General features: G+C 37.9%; 17 protein-coding genes. 13 read left to right on the top strand and 4 right to left on the bottom strand.

The annotated features are described in order from the left end of the window. The first annotated feature begins 5 nt into the window (after positions 1 to 5). A complete protein-coding gene (locus L2567_RS11440; RefSeq protein ID WP_235297908.1) occupies positions 6 to 3,071 on the top strand; it encodes a M12 family metallo-peptidase in 3,066 nt (1,021 codons plus the stop codon). Between the two features lie 21 nt (positions 3,072 to 3,092). Here the strand turns inward: L2567_RS11440 and L2567_RS11435 are convergent, their stop codons facing one another. After that, entirely contained in the window at positions 3,093 to 3,380 is a 288-nt protein-coding gene (locus tag L2567_RS11435) for a heavy metal-binding domain-containing protein (protein ID WP_235297907.1), read from the bottom strand. Positions 3,381 to 3,457: 77 nt separating this feature from the next. Between L2567_RS11435 and L2567_RS11430 the strand changes: the two genes are divergently transcribed. After that, the gene (locus L2567_RS11430) at positions 3,458 to 4,477 is read left to right on the top strand and encodes an SMP-30/gluconolactonase/LRE family protein (protein WP_235297906.1); all 1,020 of its coding nucleotides are present in this window, start codon (positions 3,458 to 3,460) and stop codon (positions 4,475 to 4,477) included. A 144-nt stretch (positions 4,478 to 4,621) separates the two neighbouring features. Beyond that, positions 4,622 to 5,131 carry a DUF3124 domain-containing protein gene (locus L2567_RS11425; RefSeq protein ID WP_235297905.1) on the top strand — a complete coding sequence of 170 codons (510 nt, stop codon included), beginning with the start codon at positions 4,622 to 4,624 and terminating at the stop codon, positions 5,129 to 5,131. Here L2567_RS11425 and L2567_RS11420 read toward each other — a convergent pair whose 3' ends face one another. Continuing rightward, positions 5,132 to 5,305 (bottom strand): hypothetical protein, encoded by a 174-nt coding sequence (locus tag L2567_RS11420; protein ID WP_235297904.1) that lies wholly within the window; start codon positions 5,303 to 5,305, stop codon positions 5,132 to 5,134. Positions 5,306 to 5,478: 173 nt separating this feature from the next. On the opposite strand from L2567_RS11420, the gene L2567_RS11415 reads away from it, so the two are divergent. Then, positions 5,479 to 6,540, top strand: a complete 1,062-nt coding sequence (locus L2567_RS11415; protein WP_235297903.1) for a DNA topoisomerase IB — start codon at positions 5,479 to 5,481, stop codon at positions 6,538 to 6,540. A gap of 46 nt (positions 6,541 to 6,586) precedes the next feature. Continuing rightward, positions 6,587 to 6,832 carry a hypothetical protein gene (locus L2567_RS11410; protein WP_235297902.1) on the top strand — a complete coding sequence of 82 codons (246 nt, stop codon included), beginning with the start codon at positions 6,587 to 6,589 and terminating at the stop codon, positions 6,830 to 6,832. Between the two features lie 2 nt (positions 6,833 to 6,834). Here L2567_RS11410 and L2567_RS11405 read toward each other — a convergent pair whose 3' ends face one another. Continuing rightward, on the bottom strand, positions 6,835 to 8,115 hold the full coding sequence (locus L2567_RS11405; protein ID WP_235297901.1) for a DUF2254 domain-containing protein: 1,281 nt from the start codon (positions 8,113 to 8,115) through the stop codon (positions 6,835 to 6,837). Between the two features lie 144 nt (positions 8,116 to 8,259). Between L2567_RS11405 and L2567_RS11400 the strand changes: the two genes are divergently transcribed. The 7 genes from L2567_RS11400 to corA all read left to right on the top strand — a co-directional run bounded on the left by L2567_RS11400 (position 8,260) and on the right by corA (position 12,861). Then, the gene (locus L2567_RS11400) at positions 8,260 to 8,475 is read left to right on the top strand and encodes a hypervirulence associated TUDOR domain-containing protein (protein WP_235297900.1); all 216 of its coding nucleotides are present in this window, start codon (positions 8,260 to 8,262) and stop codon (positions 8,473 to 8,475) included. Positions 8,476 to 8,767: 292 nt separating this feature from the next. Beyond that, positions 8,768 to 8,932 carry a DUF1328 domain-containing protein gene (locus tag L2567_RS11395; protein ID WP_235297899.1) on the top strand — a complete coding sequence of 55 codons (165 nt, stop codon included), beginning with the start codon at positions 8,768 to 8,770 and terminating at the stop codon, positions 8,930 to 8,932. Positions 8,933 to 8,984: 52 nt separating this feature from the next. Next, positions 8,985 to 9,137 (top strand): lmo0937 family membrane protein, encoded by a 153-nt coding sequence (locus L2567_RS21320; RefSeq protein WP_406626684.1) that lies wholly within the window; start codon positions 8,985 to 8,987, stop codon positions 9,135 to 9,137. A 118-nt stretch (positions 9,138 to 9,255) separates the two neighbouring features. Next, positions 9,256 to 10,176 (top strand): mechanosensitive ion channel family protein, encoded by a 921-nt coding sequence (locus L2567_RS11390; RefSeq protein WP_235297898.1) that lies wholly within the window; start codon positions 9,256 to 9,258, stop codon positions 10,174 to 10,176. A gap of 3 nt (positions 10,177 to 10,179) precedes the next feature. Continuing rightward, positions 10,180 to 10,647, top strand: coding sequence for a hypothetical protein (locus L2567_RS11385; protein WP_235297897.1), 468 nt, complete (start codon positions 10,180 to 10,182; stop codon positions 10,645 to 10,647). Positions 10,648 to 10,781: 134 nt separating this feature from the next. After that, the gene (locus tag L2567_RS11380; protein WP_235297896.1) at positions 10,782 to 11,816 is read left to right on the top strand and encodes a helix-turn-helix domain-containing protein; all 1,035 of its coding nucleotides are present in this window, start codon (positions 10,782 to 10,784) and stop codon (positions 11,814 to 11,816) included. Beyond that, positions 11,809 to 12,861, top strand: a complete 1,053-nt coding sequence (gene corA / locus L2567_RS11375; RefSeq protein ID WP_235297895.1) for a magnesium/cobalt transporter CorA — start codon at positions 11,809 to 11,811, stop codon at positions 12,859 to 12,861. The genes L2567_RS11380 and corA overlap by 8 nt, the downstream gene beginning before the upstream one ends. On the opposite strand, the gene L2567_RS11370 is transcribed toward corA, so the two are convergent. Further along, complete coding sequence (locus L2567_RS11370; protein ID WP_235297894.1) at positions 12,858 to 16,034, bottom strand: S41 family peptidase; 3,177 nt, start codon at positions 16,032 to 16,034, stop codon at positions 12,858 to 12,860. The genes corA and L2567_RS11370 overlap by 4 nt on opposite strands. Positions 16,035 to 16,183: 149 nt before the next feature. Between L2567_RS11370 and L2567_RS11365 the strand changes: the two genes are divergently transcribed. Next, positions 16,184 to 16,951, top strand: coding sequence for a patatin-like phospholipase family protein (locus tag L2567_RS11365; protein ID WP_235297893.1), 768 nt, complete (start codon positions 16,184 to 16,186; stop codon positions 16,949 to 16,951). Positions 16,952 to 16,981 lie beyond the last annotated feature (30 nt).

Here is a 16,981-nt window from a genome sequence, read left to right as displayed (position 1 = left end):
TCAAAATGAAGTATTTCCTGTTGACTTTAATGACCTGTTGCACGTATCTCCTTGCTTACAGTCAGAATGCATTTGTGGTTGTTGAAAATGTTTCAATGCAAAGATCAAAGGAATTTGCCAATAGAACTTTACACTACAATATTGACCTCAAACAATTAAGAACTCCCAAAATAGCAACTGATCGGACTATTAGCCTTTCGGTCCCAACACTTGATGGTGATAAGTCCATTATTTTAGAAAGGTTTCAACTATTATCGGGTAACTACGAACTCTTAACAGAAAATGGTAAACAAGACTCGAACGCCAATCAATATAGATTTTACAAGGGTATTGTAAAAGGAAAGGAAGAAAGCAAAGTGGGACTGACTATTACCAACGAGACTGTTCATTTGATGATCCACGATGAAAATGGAACCTATGAAATCAAAAGACTGAATGGAGATCCAAAGTTATATGCAGGTTATTATTCGAAGGAAATCAAAAATCCTCAATTTATAGGTTGTGAAACTGATACCAATTTGGATTATGGAGTTAAGGTTGAAAGAGGTCAGCAAAATCAAAGATCAGCTAATCTGGATTGTGTCGAAATATATCTTGAAGTTGACCATAAAGCATTCACTGAAAATGGATCTACGATTGAAAGTGTTGAGTCCTGGACCTTAGAACTCATGGCTCAGGTGGCCGTTTTTTTTCACGATGCCAATACTCCTATCTCAGTATCCGGCGTGAAAATATATACTACAAGCAATTCCGATCCTTACCTGCCGGAGGGTGATACAGCAGAGGCGCTCAATGCATTCAGGGATAGTATGTCCAATCAAGGATTTAATGGGCGGTTAGCACATCTTTTAAGTGGGAGAAACCTGGGAGGAGGAAGAGCGTACCTCAATGTTCTTTGCAGTAGCTATTACAATGTGGGGGTGAGTGGGAATCTGAATTCTGGAGGGGCAACCTACTCCACTTATACGTGGAATATCAATGTCATAGCACATGAGCTAGGACACAACTTTGGATCTCAGCACACACATGATTGCGCCTGGAATGGAGATTATACCCAGATAGATGATTGTGGAAATATCTGGTTGGAAAATAACAATTACACGCCGGGTTTCTGCTACGATAGTACGAACGTCATCCTCCCTGGAAGCAACAATGCGACCATTATGTCCTACTGTCATGTGGTAGGTGGAGCCTCTATCAATTTGAACCTTGGTTTTCATCAACAGGTTAGAGATAGAATTTACGATCGATATGCATCTACCGCTTGCGGCGGTAATGAAGCTTGTATCGGGGTGCCTCCTGCTAATGATGAATGTGCTGATGCTGTGCGTCTTACACCTACCATCGCTTGCGTGACTAAGGAAGGAGATAATCTATATGCCAATTCATCGACCATTGGAAGTGAACTTTCATGTGCCAGTAACGTAGAAACTAAAGATGTATGGTATATCGTAGAAGTACCGGAAGATGGAGTCTTGACCATCGAAACTAAACAAATAACTGACGGTCTCGATGACTTAGTGCTTCAGATATTTACCGGATCCTGCGGATCACTCACAGAGTATGACTGCGATGACAATGGAGGAGTAAACAACCAGGCCATGTTGGAGATTTCAGATATAGCATTGGCAGAACAAGACATTTTAGTGAGACTGGTTTCTAAGACTGATGAAGAAGGATCTTTTGGAATTTGTGCTTATTCAGAGAACCTTCCTTGTAATGAACTAGCCGATTCACTCATTTCATTTTATGAAACACTTGGTGGAGAGAACTGGACGAATGCCACTGGTTGGGCCAATGGTGCCTCGGGGTCGGATTGTAATTACTGTAATTGGTTTGGAATTACATGTGACAATCAGGAACAAATTGTGGCTATTAATTTAGGAAATAATAATTTAAATGGTACTCCCGGGAATCAATTGATGAATATTTCGACTCTTGAACAGCTTTCACTTAATCACAATAGCCTGAGTGGCCAGATTTCCGATGATATCATTAGCTATCAGTCCATCAAACAAATTAATTTAGATCACAACAATTTTCAGGGATCCATACCCACCTTAATGATCAATGCAGCTCAACTAGAAAGCATTACTATTGCTTCTAATCATCTCAGCGGTCCGCTACCAGAGTTTTCTTACGCCAGCAAAATTAGTTTTCTGAGTGTAGGAAATAATGATTTTTCAGGTTGTTTCCCCAACGTGTACACCCGATTTCTATATCAGGGAGAAGTCGACCTATATGGCAATAGTATGCTGCCTTACAACGGCGATTTTTATGCAAGAACTTCGGATTATGCGGGTTTTGATTTTGACCAAGACGGTTTCTGTTATGAAATAGATGATTGTTATGATAACAATAGCTCCATATATGATGGTGCTCCAGAGCTCTGTGATGGAGAAGACAATGATTGTGATGGACAGGTGGATGAAGGGCTTAACTCTGGGCCCAATGTATGGAGTGGGCCGGCAGTTGGTGGTTCTTGGGTCTTAGATAGCAATTGGTCGTTGGGCCATACGCCTCTTGCCTGTGAGGATGTTGAGGTGGGAATGGATAGTGCAACTGTGGATATACAATATGTTGGAAATGTGGCACAAGTTTCACAAAATTTAAAATCCTTGTGCCTTGGTCCTAATGTTTCAATGGAGCTTGGTAGCAGTTTTAATTTGTATATCAAACGAGGTTATATATTGAACAAAGGGAGCATGCGAATGGAGGGATACACTAATTTCTCGAATCCGGATGCTCAAGGTCATGCAATTGAGAACGAAGGGGTATTGATCATTGATAACCGAGCTTACATTTACATTTCGAAAAGTGGACATAATGCTTTGTACAACCACTCCAGCGGCACACTGTATAACAATGGTTCCATTTTTATTGATTCTCAAAACAACAGTGAAGCGAATTCAGCGATCAAAAATGAGGGAACGATCTTCAATACAGGTAGTATTGACATTATTGGAATGTATTCCGGACCCGAAATTCAGATTTTGGATGGTGCTGAATTTCAGTCAACAGGCCAACTTAATGTGGGTGGTTCTAGCGAAAGCGAAGGAGGCAATGAGTAGTTATAATGACTATCCAACTTGCTAATGATCATGTCCATCATGATCACCGTGATCATGATGGTGGTCATTACCGCCAGAATTATTTTCATTAGCTACATAATCCATTCCACACACCGGACATTCACCGGGTTGTTCACTACCACTGCCTTCGCAATGCATTGGACAGACATATGCTGACGTATACTCTGGACCGGATTGATCAACTTCCTCGGTTGATGCCTTACTCGACGAACTATTGGCACACGAATTCATTGTGATTGCCAGGGTTAGCACAACACTTAAGTATAAAAAGATTCTTGTGATTTTCATTTGAATAGTATTATAAGCGCTCAAGATATTATAAATTGGTTTAGTAAAACACTTCTGATCTAAAATTTGTTACATTAATGAAGAAAACGATGGTATTTATTTTATTGATTGGTTTTCATTTCCTTTCATGTGATACTAAAAACTCAAATCAAAAACAGCAATCTGTCGAGCCTAAATCAATAGGAGAAATTCAGCGTTTAGATCCAGATCTTGATGAAATCATATCACCTGATGTTAAAATCGAATTGCTGGCAGAGGGTTTCGAATGGAGTGAAGGGCCACTTTGGATTGAGGATGGATCATTTCTTCTTTTTTCGGATGTTCCCATGAACACGATTTATAAATGGAGTGAAAATCAAGGAACGGAGGTTTATCTACAACCGTCAGGGTATACAGGTGATATAGAGCGGGGAGGTGAGCCAGGATCCAATGGATTATTGCTCAATGATAAAGGAGAGTTGGTGCTTTGCCAACATGGAGACCGAAGAATGGCCTTTATGAATGCACCACTTACTGATCCTTTGCCCAAGTTCGTGACCATAGTCAGTCACTACAATGGCAAGAAGTTTAACAGCCCGAATGATGCCACCTTCCATTCGAATGGCGATCTTTTTTTTACTGATCCACCTTATGGTTTAGTTGGAAAAATGGATGACCCTCTTAAAGAAATAGATTTTCAAGGGGTCTATCGCTATATTAATAATGACTCCTTAGTCTTGATCACTTCAGAACTTTCCAGGCCTAATGGCATAGCTCTAAGTAAAGATGAAAATCATCTTTTCGTCGCCAATTCCGACCCTGAAAATCCCGTCATTATGAAATACAATCTGACCGAAGGCGGCGGCGAGCTTTTTTTTGATGGTACAGAGCTACAGCGTAAAGGTTTACGAGGCCTGCCAGATGGCTTAAAAGTGAATGACAGAGGTATAGTTTTTGCAACTGGTCCAGGTGGTGTCTTAATCTTAGACGAGGGAGGAAAACATCTCGGTACCATTCATACAGGTCAGTCTGTTTCAAATTGTGCGATTGGAAATAATGGAGAATACCTATACGCCACATCTGACATGTATTTGGTTCGAGTGAAATTAAAAACCTAGGAATCAGTCATTAAGCGAACAAAAATTGCAAAATGATGATTATACGAGTAACTAACAAAAATTAAATGCTGTCGAAGCATAATTTTGATTGGAGCCTGATTGTTTCTTGCAATCAGGTTTTTTTGTGTTAACTTTATTTCCAATATGCAATACTATTTATTCTTAGCAGTGGCCATTCTGGTCTCATGTGGTATACCAAATCCCAATATCAATACTCAAGGTGAAGATATTATAGAAAGTCATTTGGCGTTTACAGATAAGTCTGTGCAAGATTATCGTGATACCGTATACATTCCGATTTATTCAGATATTTACTCAGAGTCGAGATTAAAATCAACACTTTTGACCGCGACCTTAAGCATTAGGTCTACCAGTCTCAAGGATACCACATACATTAACAATATTGATTATTACAACACCAAAGGCGATCTGGTCAAATCCTTTATCGATCGAACGTTGGTGCTTGAACCTATGCAGTCCATCGACTATGTCATCGACAGAGACGATAATACAGGAGGTGTAGGTGCTAATTTTATTGTAACCTGGGGGTCTAGCAGAAATACTCAACCCTTATTTCAAGCAGTTATGATCGGAAGAAGCGGCCAACATGGTTTAGCGTTCATGACTGAAGGCGTGTCCATAAAGAGAAAATAATTAAGCTTTATCTAATTTGTCCAGCAAAGATTCCATTTTGTCCAGCAGTGATTCAAAGTCGAAGTCGTACAACTCAATTTCACCAAATACAATCTTCTTGACAAACAGAATATTCATTGTACCATTTAGCAAAATGGTAGGTTGATCGTTTAAATTTCTGACAGAGGATAACATAGTTATATATTTTTATTATCATATAAAATGATACAGCTAATACTCCACTGATTAGGTGTTATAGTTACTGCACTTTAGAAAGTTGATGGGAGACTGGTGTCGCTTACATCAAATGTAGGCTAAATATTAACGCAATGCTAGTTTAGATGCTTTAAAAGGTGAATCAATGTCTCATGGAACATTATAATACTCCTTTCGAACACTTCTCATGTGCAAAAGTTACATTTTGCAAAGGGTATATGAAAATAAAATCCATACGAAAAAGCGACGATGATAGCCTGGCTATTACTAAAAAGAAAAAAGGAGGTAAAATCATCTACCTGGATGAACAAGGAAAAAAGATTACAAACAAAAAATTATTGGCCAGGATTAATTCACTGGTTATCCCTCCCATGTGGACTGATGTGCAAATATGCAAATGGGAGGACGGCCATATTCAAGCGACTGGTAGAGATCTTAAAGGCCGAAAGCAATATATCTATCATTCACTTTTTGCCAAAAAGCAACAGGAAAAGAAATTCAGGAAAATGAAGAGGTTCGGTAAGAAATTACCTGAAATCAGAAAAATGATCTTAAAAGACATTGACAAGAAAGATTGGAAAAGACCGAAAATACTTGCATTGCTTATTTCCCTCCTTGATGAAACGGGTATCCGTATTGGGAATCAGCAATATGCACAAAAAAACGATACCTATGGATTGACAACTCTGAGGAGAAAGCACCTGGAAGTTAATGGCAAGAGTTTAAAGTTTGAATATAAGGGAAAGAGCAATAAAATGCGAGAAGTAGAAATTGATGACCCTGATCTAATAAAACTGGTCAAAAAGAGTGCGCAATTGCCAGGTTATGAATTGTTTCGATATAAGGATCACGAGGGACGATTTAGAAATATTGACAGCGATGATGTCAATAATTACATACATATATATATGGGAAAGCGATTTTCCAGTAAGGATTTTAGAACCTGGGTCGCCAGTAGAATGGCGGTAGAACTATATCCTGCAGCTCTGGAAAGAAAGAAGGAAGCACCTCGTAAAAAGTTTGGAAATATACTGATCAGAATGGTCGCTGATGAATTGGGAAATACACCATCTATTTGCAGAGACTATTATGTACATCCCAAAATTATGAGGAGAATAGAGAAACAAAACCTTCCTGACATTAAGAAGTTTAAGGACGATAAAAAAGAATACGGTTATTCAGCCTCCGAAAAATTACTACTTAAATTATTGTAAGATTTTCGAACAATAGCCTGACCAGAAACCTAACAAAAGTAAAAAAATGGAGAAATACGATATTCTGTTGAAAGACATGCAAAAGATGATTTCAGAGAAGGGCAGAGGCTTTGAAACTTCAAAGGAAATCAACGATCAATTTTGGGAAGACCTTGGAGTACATCAGCAGAGAATGGAAGAGCAAGTGACTAAAATGAAGGGATTAAAAGGTCAACCAGAATTTGAAACGGAAGTGAATAATGCGGAATCGATTTACGAGGCGGCGAGAACTTATATTGCTAAGTATAAATAATTTCAATCAATTAGTTCGATAAGTGCAGCACGATCATGACTGTTGCTCATATTATTTTCGACATCTTCTTTTAAAATGGCCAACTGTTCTTCGATAGCGTCATAGTTGCTCTCATCGATGGTTTCTTGTTTTCTTAAATATTTTAGCATCAGTATAAGTTTTTCCATCAAGATAAAGTCGTGCTTACAATATTGTCTGTAAGACGCCATCATTTGATTTAAAATCTGTGAAAAGTCAACAGTGCGAAGCTCTACTTTAAAACTGGAATCTTTACTTTCATATACTTCTTTATCATCCAGCTTCAATCGCAAAGAAAGCAATTCTGTCAAATAATCGATCGTAATTACTGCTGTTCCGGGATCGTTTATGCCCGGGGACATTGCTTTGATCCCCACTTCTGTAATTTGACGAATACCCAAAACATAATTACTATCTGCTTTCTGTTCTCCAGAAAAAACAAATAAATTTTTAATAGTGCTTATGGCATCTTCATCCAATTTTTTATCTACTGCAAATAAATTGGTATTTGGTAGTAGATATTCACCTTTATACGGAATGATAACAAGATTGGCTTCAAGGTCATCTACAATTTCCAAGGCGCTTTGTAAGTTTGAATCTTGATAATACCCTGCCTCCTCTACTTGATAAACCTCCCATTGATCTGAAGTGGTGTCAAGGGTTTCCGCCTCTTTTCGCTCTTGTTCAATAAGCTCATTAATCCTATCTTTTGACTGCTTAAAAATCTTTTCCAGTATGCTGCTAATTTGAATGGCTGTACTAATTGTATGTATAAAATAAACAAACATTCCCAGACAGAAAATGCCAAGAATGATTCCTAGTACAATAGAAAAGCCATGGAGGGTATATTTATCGCTGTTGGGATGAATACTGGTTAATACGATGATGTTGAAAATGATGGTACCTAAGTAAATACCTAATACTATTTGATTCCTTTTATCTGAAATAAGTCCGGGAAGAAGTCTCGGGGAAAAATTGGAACTGGCCTGACTTAGGAGCAGCATGACCATCGAAAAGCTAAAAACCGTCAGAGAAAGAATTCCACCTACTAAAGTGGTAAGTATGGCTCTTGCTGTTTCGGCATTATTAAGAACAAAAGTGGGAGCAATTTCGTTAATTAGATTTGTTACTTCATTGTTTTCTAAAGTAAGTAGGGTCATTGACAAGACAAGAAAACCTAGCGATATAAATGTTGGGTAGAATGCTATACTTGAAATGATACTTCTTGTAAATGTGTATAGTTGATTTCGAATTTGTCTAAACATAATTTATTTATTGCTCCGAACCGACATATCTCTATGTAAGTAAGAATTATATACAAAATGGAATGAGAAAGGTCTGGTTTTTGTTTTACACCAGGTTAATAAATGCCTTTCTTATTTATTAATTAAAAAATTAAAATTTAAGAAATGATTAAGGAAGGTTCAAAAGTAAAGTGGGAGTGGGGAAATGGACATGCTGAAGGAAAGGTCGTGGAGACGTATACTAAAGAAGTAGAAAAAACCATTAAAGGTAATACGGTTACACGCAAGGGCAAAGAAGGAGACAAGGCACTGTACATTAAGCAGGATGATGGAGACCATGTGCTAAAGCTGGAAAGCGAAGTTGAACACATTAACGATTAATACCAAACCTGATGATTAAGTGGATTTTATCATTTAGTACTATTACGTCCATATCTGGAATCATGGCATTCTCAGATGTGGTAGGACCAATATCTATTTTTGCAAAGATATTTTTCTTTTTACTTGCATTACTTTTTCTTGTTTCAGTAGTAAACGCTGTAGTAAAGAAACAGTGGAAGTGAATAAAATTCACCAACTTTTGAATAAAGTTCACAGTTCTTCGAACATATTTATTTTACCCTTAGTATAATAGTCGACAGTTTATTATTGAAAACTATTTAAAATTAAAATTATGTTACGTTGGGTAATCGCATTTGTTGTAATCGCATTAATCGCAGCCGTTCTTGGATTCGGAGGAATTGCAGGTGCAGCAGCAGGAGTTGCTAAAATCATTTTTTACATTTTCTTAATTCTTTTCGTCGCTTCACTCATCATGAGTTTGGTCAGAAAAGCATAGGAATTAGGCAACATCTAAATTTTGCCATCTATAACAATCTAAATTCAAAATTATGAGAAGCATTTTAAATATTGTAATCGTAGTATTACTATTAGCATGGTTATTAGGTTACATCGGCTTTGGAGCTGCTGTAGGAAATATCATTCACATTTTGCTAGTATTCTTAGTGATTGCAATCATTCTGCGATTAGTAGCTAAGGTATAACTAATAGTAGAATACAGAAATATAAAAAGTCAGCAAGAGATTGCTGGCTTTTTTTATGCCCGAACACTTGCACTCGATCGTCGGTATGATGAATAACAATCAAAATTAAAATTTCAAAATGGACTCATTTTCAGCAAAATTCGAAGAATCCTACAATTTGCTGGTCGAAAAATTAGGTGACTGGTTAGATGCAATTGTTCTTAATCTTCCAAACCTGGTGATTGCAATCGTAATTGGGGTATTAGCATATTTTCTCTCCACCTACGTTAGAAAGTTGAGTGTTAAGGCGACACATAGGTTTACCTCGAATAAGACAATCTTAAACTTAGTATCAAATTTGACATCCGTCATTTTTACTATCATTGTTCTATTTATCATTCTCAGTGTTTTTAATCTGAGCAGTACCATCAATAAAATACTGGCTACGGCAGGTGTCTTGGGTTTGGCTGTGGGTTTAGCTTTGCAGGATCCAATAACCAATTTGTTTTCTGGTGTCTTTATGTCAGTCAGAAAGCTCTATGCCATCGGTGATATCGTAGAAACCAATGGTCATTTTGGAACCATTAAAGATATTGATCTTCGAGCAACGAAGTTGAGAACACCAGATGGACACGATGTAGTCATTCCCAATAGGGATGTTATTCAAAATCCATTGGAAAACTATACATCTTCAGGTGAAAGAAGAATAGATTTGTCTTGTGGAGTATCCTATGGAGATGATTTGGAGAAAGTTGAAGAAATTACACTTGATGCCATCAAAGGACTGGAAGGGCTAATGGAGTATAAGCCAGTAGAAGTAATGTTTACAGAATTTGGAGACAGTTCCATCAATTTTACGGTGAGATATTGGATTGAAGCCGGGACTCAAAAAGACTATACTTTAGCTAAGAGTAATGGTATAAGGGCCATAAAGAAGGCTTTCGATGCTAATGACATCATGATTCCATTCCCAATCAGAACATTGGACTTTGGAATTAAAGGTGGAGTTCCTATGAGTAAAATGCTTAGTATTAAAGAGAAAAATGGTAAATTATCATAAATTATGAATAAAGAGAACATGAAGAAGAACAGTATCAGTAGTGCTGCAGTATTTCCTAAATTGAGAAATATTTTAAATCAGGATATAGATGTATTGACATCTATTAGAAATAACAGAGAGACTGATACGGATGAATACGGTTTGCTTGATTCCTTAATAGATGCCAAATATAAAATCATAGATATACTACCAGGAGATGGAGGTGGTGTAGCTGAAACAGCGCAGCCGCCACAAAGATTACACATCGTCGGCTACGAAGATAAGAGTTCTGATAGCATTTCTAATTTAGTATCTATGTTATATGATATTGAAAAAGATCAAATGAAGTTTGTTCAGGATAATGTTGCAGATGAAGGAATGCCTGATGACCTTGCAAAAAAACTCAGAGGGATTCTAGATATCTATCAGGTCATTACTGATCAGCTGGATAGATCTCAAAAAACAAATCAATACAATGCAATAGTATTATAAAAAAACCCTTGAGAATTGACCTCAAGGGTTGCCGAGAGCAACACCAATTTCCTCACAGCTAATACAAAGCTATGAATTATTGAATGCTTTCGTGTACACGAAAGCAAATCTAAGACGCTCGAAAAGATTTTAATATGAGTAAAAAGCATAAAATTGAAATTAAGTCCTATAGGTACGATGTAAGATTTGAAAAGCTTGCAGAAGATTTTGATGCTAGCCTTCGCGAAGACTGTGATGAACATATCGTAGAATTTGCCAATACATTTGGGATTGGATACATGAAAGGTATCAACTTTCAATCAGGATTAAGTCTTCAAGTCACTGATGTGAATTTCGTCAATGAGACAGAATTCCACTACCAATTGGGAAGAAGACACCCTATTATGTTCATATATGTTAAAGAAGGGTATGTCGAAGTGGAAGAGATTAAATATGATTATATTCAAAAAGTTAGTGCCGGAGAAGCTATTTTATTTGCTCCTAAGGGAGATTCTGATTATTCAATTTTATATCCTGCTAATACGTCTGTTAAAGTCGCGCAAGTCAACCTGGTTCGTTTTCTTTATTTAGAAAAGATTGAGTGTGATCTGGATACCATTCCAGAACCTTTACAGGAAATGTTTAAAGATACAACAGGCGCGAAAACCTTCATTATCTCTACGGTCTCAGATCCTGCTTCTGTTAATGCCATTACCAACCTTTTCGATAATCAGCAATCGGGATTAGAAAGAAAGCTTCACTTGGAAGCCTATGCCACAAAACTGATTACCTCCTTAATAAGAACATTCCGGGTTGAAAACAATCCTAATCAAAGTGGTTATTTCTTTACAAAAGAAAATATCAATTTGATTAATCAAGCCAAAAATTATATTCTTGAAAATATAGAAGAGACACCTACTGTTAAAGAGCTCAGCTTGAAACTAGGTATCAATACGAACAAACTTCAAAAGGGATTTAATCTGCTTTTTAATAAATCGGTGAGACAATTCATTATCTCAGCTAAGCTGCACAAAGCTCAGCAATTGATTGAAAAAAGTGATCATACCATTAGTGAAATTGCAGATCAATTGGGCTATACGAATAAAGGACATTTCAGTCAGCTATTTAAGAAGGAGTTTGGTATCTTGCCTAGCGAGTATAATATTAGGTCAAGAACATTAGATGTCTAAAAGAAGAAATATTGGTTCCGTTCCGGGAACCATAGTTTATACTGGTGAAAAAACCACCACACCAGTCAAGGTCAATTATATCGAGTATAACAATGAAACACACAGGAGCTTCGACGCATTTCAACGAGGGGAACTTCATATCCATCCGCCAGTAGAAAAATTTGTGCAATGGTATGACATACGAGGTCTGCATAATAACAAAGTAATACAAAGTATTGCTGATGCCTATAAGATTCATCCCCTGGCTTTGGAAGATGCGGTAGATGTTTATCAACGCCCAACATATATTGAATATCAAGATGGTCATTTTATATCGCTTAAAGCTTTAAGCTATCAAAAGGAAAAGAGCAATGTAGTCAGAGAATCTATTTCCCTTTATTTTGGTGATAAGTTTGTCATTACATTTCAGGAAACGGAAGGAGATCTTTTTGAGGATATTAGAAATCGTATTGTCTATAAAAAAGGAAGAGTTTCCTCCAGAGGCGGGGATTACCTAACCTATATCTTAATTGATTTTATCGTTGATAATTACTTTCAGGTTTTGGATCAAATAGAAGAGGAAATTGAAACATTGGAGGAGAAAATAAGTCTGAAAGCTGATGATGTGGACAAATTAAACATCTACAGACTTAAAAAAGAAATTCTAAAGATTAGAAAATCAGTTGCTCCGCTTCGTGAAGCAATTAATATGTTTACAAGATCCGATTCTAAATTGATCGATCCCAAGACCGCCACATTTATTCGTGACGTGTACGATCATACCATCCATATAACAGATAATGCTGATTCTATGAGAGATATCCTGTCTGGTCTACAGGATCTTTACATTTCAGAAGTAAGCCTTGAGATGAACAGAGTGATGCAAGTATTGACCATTGTAACCGCTATATTCGTACCATTATCCTTCTTGGCCGGACTTTACGGCATGAATTTCGAATACATACCTGAATTAACATACCGTAATGGCTACTTTGTCCTACTGGGCGTTATGGCAACAGTGGCTATCGGAATGATCTTCTATTTTAGAAGTAAGAAATGGTTTTAATTCATCTCCTGTAGCAAAACTTCGACCGCTTTTTTTAATTGCTCATCCTCATTGTTAGCCTTACTTTCCGGACTATTTTCGACGATAATATCGGGCACAGCCGGACCCCACTCCATATTTTCTTCGGTAGCTTTGACATACCAGCCTCTGAAAGGAACCCTCACGAAAGATCCATCCATCAAGCCTCTGCCTCCGGTGGAAATGACAGCTCCGAAAGTAGGTTGACCTACTAATGTTCCATGATCCAATGTTTTATAAGCGTGAGAAAAAATCTCAGCATTGGAATAACTCGCTTCATTACATAGGGCAATGCTAGGTTTGGTTAAGGCGGATAACGGTAGTCGCTCCCCGAAAGGATAGTGGTCCTTATATTTTGGATGGTTATTGGCTAAATCATCGGTAGCACCTCTTGGAACGGTATAGGCATGTTGACGTACATTCAATACAGCCATGACCATATCGGTCGTCCATCCGCCACCATTATATCTCACGTCAATGACAATGCCTTCTTTACCGTATCCACTTGCCATCAATTCGCGCTCAAATCTTTCAAAACTAGGCCAATTCATTCCCCTGATATGAATGTACCCTAATTTGCCGTTCGAATACCTTTCGGTCAACGCTTTGCGCTCACTAACCCACTGTTCATATTGTTCCGTACGCAATGATGAAGCTGGACGGATGATCACATCCCTATTAGTTCCATTGGCGTCTTCTACTTCCAGCAAAACTCGGTCTGAAGCCGTTTGATTGAGCAACTCGTAAAAATTTCCTGAAGCTAAGTCCGCAATTTTAACCCCATTTACACCTATGATTATATCACCAACATTCAATCTACTTTCATCTCGATCCGCAGGTGAATCCTGTGTAACGGTGACAACTTCAACGCCATTGACAACATTCTTTACTTCTACTCCCAGCAAACCAGTCCTTTCATTTTGTGTCTCTTCAGGTCCATTTCCACGCAATCCCATATGGCTAGCATTGACCTGACCCAACATTTCGTTGAACAACATCTGAAAATCATTTTGAGTAGATGCCGCAAGTGCCCATGGTTCGTACTTGTCTCTCAAAGCATTCCAATCTTGCCCATGAAAGTCTGGATCATAAAACCGATCATTAATGGTTCTCCATGCTTCGTCGAAAACTTGTTGCCTATATGCCATTTCATCAATATCCATTTTAGCATTGAAAGGCCTTTTTTCTTCCTTACCGGTTTTAATCGGTGCCGTCGAAATTTCACCCCTTCGCGTAAAATAAACATCTGTTCCTTTCTTATTGGTCGTCACATTTGAAATACCACCATTGCTAAACAAGGTTTCTAAATCCTCGCCATTCCATTTAACTTTTTTATACTCTGACTTACCACCACTGCCCTGACGACCTGAATTATTAGTAGAGAAAAGAAAAATCTCACCCTTTCCATCAATGGCTAGATCTCCTTCGTTTCCAGCCATACTCGTTACCTGTACCAGCCTTTCATGAATGTTTTCTAAGTCAATTTTGATATCCTGATCTGTTGAATCTTTTTTTTCGTTTTCCTCTTCTTCCGGCAGCTGTTCCCAATCACTTCTGGTTTTTTGATAATCTTTTTCGGTCAGCCAGGCAAACCAGACATCGGCATCACCATTATTTCGGATAGATATAAAACCTAGTTTTGATCCATCATCACTAAATACCGGACTATAATCGCCTCGGGGGTGCATACTGACATTAACCGGATCTATACTTCCATCCGCCTTTTGGATGTAGATCTCTTCATTAAAGTCAAGGTTGCTTTGTGAGTATGCAATCCACTTGCCGTCCGGACTCCAAACCAAATCATCCGGAGCCGCCCAATTGTCATTCAGCACCCTCGCATTGGTTAAATTCCCCGTCGAATCAATATCTGCTATCGTCAGTTTTCCTGGTTCCGAAAGAATTGCTATCTGATGGCGATCCGGAGATAGTGTAAAACTGGTCTCTTCTGCATCAGTGCCAAAAACTTTATTGATCTGCCACTTGAAACTCCAGAAAATATTAGGCTCTTCAGCATCTTTAGATTGAATTGAATAGAGATCATAGTTGCCTTCTCTGTCTGACAGGAATAAGGCAGTTTCATCATTTAACCACGCTACATCGGTTTCCCGTGATGCCTGGCTCAAAGGATTGATCGTCAGCTTTTTTTCTTTATCATTTTCGGTGAAGAATAGGTCACCCTTAGCTGTGAAAGCAATGTATTTCTCATTGGGAGATAAAGCAAAATCATTGACACCTGATGAAAAAGTTTCATGTGTTATAGGATCAAATCGATAATCTTTTGTCACTTCAATGTTGATTTTCTGGGTACTTCCGCTTGCTATATCGTGAGTGAAAATATCTACGCCCTGAACAAATACTATAGTTGATCCATCAGCTGAAACATCAAAATTACGAATACCTTGATCTTCAAACTCCGTGAGTGCGGAAATTTCTCCTGGCTGATTATCCTCACCGATCTCAGTATGGTAGATGTTGTATTTACCGTTTCTTGCGCTCAAAAAATAAAGATTTTTGCCCTCTCCCCACTCTGGCATCACATCTTGCCCTTCAAAATTAGTGACTTCAGTATATTTCTCATTTGCTGGATCATAAATCCAGATATCTCTGTTAGCTGGACCTTTGTAAGCTTCTCGCTCAATACGACATCCTCCTCTCACATATGCCATCAATGGATGATTTTGTGAAAAATTCGGATCAGAGCCCAATGAGTTCATGGTTCTTTCAGGAGTACCCCCACTCAATTTTACGGTGTGAAATTCAGATTCCCGCTCTACAGCAATAAAATCTCTGCGGGTAGTGAATGTAACGGTTTCATTATCCACCCAACTTCCACCCGTATCACCCGCAGAATGGTAGGTTAAGCGCTTAAGCTTATCTCCATTTTGACTGATCACATATAGATCATTGTTGCCATTTCTGGCGGAACTAAAAAGGATCTGTGATCCATCTGGAGACCATTGAGGGTTAGAATCATAAGCTTCATGAATAGTGAGTCTGGTTGCTTTACCACCCTCAGATGATACCGTCCATATATCCCCTTGATAAGAAAAAGCCATGTATTTCCCATCCGGACTTAGAGAGGGGTACCTTAAAATTTCTATGTCATCAGCCATGAGAAAGCTGGAAAAAATAAGCGCGAAAATTGAGAGCATATATTTAATTCTTAAGATGTAACGTTCGAAACAAACTAGTATTTATTAATTGGTCAAGTTGGGATAGAAATCTAAAGATATGATTCTCAATTGATTTTTATAAAGTGACATTCTTATCTTTGCGGTTGTTAACAATTTATTTAGCATTCATGGGATATCCGTTAGGTGTTGTATTATCAGGAGGTAGTGTTAGAGGTTCCGCTCATGTGGGCTTTTTGAAAAGAATGAATGAACTTGGTTTTAAGCCGGATATCATTTCTGGTTCAAGCGCCGGGGCGATGGTCGGTGCTTTCTGTGCTGCGGGTAAAACAATTGATGAAATGATGGATTTCTTCCGAAATACCTCTCTTTTTAGGTATAATTCCATCAATCCGCTAACTCCAGGTATTTTTGACACTGCTAAATACGAATCTATTTTTCAAAATTTTCTACCTCCCACTTTCGAAGAATTACAGATTCCTTTAATTATAGCCACCACGAATATAGAAAAAGGAGATGCTGAGTATTTTTCTTCTGGTGATCTCTATAAACCCTTGTTGGCATCCTGTGCAATTCCTTTTGTTTTTGCGCCTATTGAAATGAATGGCTACCTACATGTGGATGGTGGCGTATTGGATAATTTCCCGGTAGAACAATTGGTGGGAAAATGCGACAAGATTATTGGTAGTTTTTTGGGATCGCCGGGTGCTGTAGATAGGAAAAGTGTAAGCTCCAAGATTAAAATCACATCCAGGGCAAATGAATTATTAATGTATGCCGCATCAAGACTTAAATTTCCGCTGACAGATTGTACCATTGAGCACCCTTTGATGGAATTTGGTTATTTCGATCAAAAGAAAATGGATGATATTTATCAGGTAGGGTACGAATTTTGTCTGAAAGAAATGAAAGCTGATATATTAGAGCCGGCTTCTTAAAACATTTGTAACTGATTTTTCTTTTAAGGA

The sequence above is a fragment of the Portibacter marinus genome (assembly GCF_021533195.1).
GTDB classification, from domain to species: domain Bacteria; phylum Bacteroidota; class Bacteroidia; order Chitinophagales; family Saprospiraceae; genus Portibacter; species Portibacter marinus.
The sequence above is the reverse complement of the archived record's forward strand: the minus strand, read 5'-3'. Positions and strand labels throughout refer to the sequence as shown.

What these genes read in the sequence shown, in the direction of transcription:
- L2567_RS11440 (WP_235297908.1), top strand. Translation starts at nt 6, where the DNA reads ATGAAGTATTTCCTGTTGACTTTAATGACCTGTTGCACGTATCTCCTT.
- L2567_RS11435 (WP_235297907.1), bottom strand. Translation starts at nt 3,380, where the DNA reads ATGAAAATCACAAGAATCTTTTTATACTTAAGTGTTGTGCTAACCCTG.
- L2567_RS11430 (WP_235297906.1), top strand. Translation starts at nt 3,458, where the DNA reads ATGAAGAAAACGATGGTATTTATTTTATTGATTGGTTTTCATTTCCTT.
- L2567_RS11425 (WP_235297905.1), top strand. Translation starts at nt 4,622, where the DNA reads ATGCAATACTATTTATTCTTAGCAGTGGCCATTCTGGTCTCATGTGGT.
- L2567_RS11420 (WP_235297904.1), bottom strand. Translation starts at nt 5,305, where the DNA reads ATGTTATCCTCTGTCAGAAATTTAAACGATCAACCTACCATTTTGCTA.
- L2567_RS11415 (WP_235297903.1), top strand. Translation starts at nt 5,479, where the DNA reads ATGGAACATTATAATACTCCTTTCGAACACTTCTCATGTGCAAAAGTT.
- L2567_RS11410 (WP_235297902.1), top strand. Translation starts at nt 6,587, where the DNA reads ATGGAGAAATACGATATTCTGTTGAAAGACATGCAAAAGATGATTTCA.
- L2567_RS11405 (WP_235297901.1), bottom strand. Translation starts at nt 8,115, where the DNA reads ATGTTTAGACAAATTCGAAATCAACTATACACATTTACAAGAAGTATC.
- L2567_RS11400 (WP_235297900.1), top strand. Translation starts at nt 8,260, where the DNA reads ATGATTAAGGAAGGTTCAAAAGTAAAGTGGGAGTGGGGAAATGGACAT.
- L2567_RS11395 (WP_235297899.1), top strand. Translation starts at nt 8,768, where the DNA reads ATGTTACGTTGGGTAATCGCATTTGTTGTAATCGCATTAATCGCAGCC.
- L2567_RS21320 (WP_406626684.1), top strand. Translation starts at nt 8,985, where the DNA reads ATGAGAAGCATTTTAAATATTGTAATCGTAGTATTACTATTAGCATGG.
- L2567_RS11390 (WP_235297898.1), top strand. Translation starts at nt 9,256, where the DNA reads ATGGACTCATTTTCAGCAAAATTCGAAGAATCCTACAATTTGCTGGTC.
- L2567_RS11385 (WP_235297897.1), top strand. Translation starts at nt 10,180, where the DNA reads ATGAATAAAGAGAACATGAAGAAGAACAGTATCAGTAGTGCTGCAGTA.
- L2567_RS11380 (WP_235297896.1), top strand. Translation starts at nt 10,782, where the DNA reads ATGAGTAAAAAGCATAAAATTGAAATTAAGTCCTATAGGTACGATGTA.
- corA (WP_235297895.1), top strand. Translation starts at nt 11,809, where the DNA reads ATGTCTAAAAGAAGAAATATTGGTTCCGTTCCGGGAACCATAGTTTAT.
- L2567_RS11370 (WP_235297894.1), bottom strand. Translation starts at nt 16,034, where the DNA reads ATGCTCTCAATTTTCGCGCTTATTTTTTCCAGCTTTCTCATGGCTGAT.
- L2567_RS11365 (WP_235297893.1), top strand. Translation starts at nt 16,184, where the DNA reads ATGGGATATCCGTTAGGTGTTGTATTATCAGGAGGTAGTGTTAGAGGT.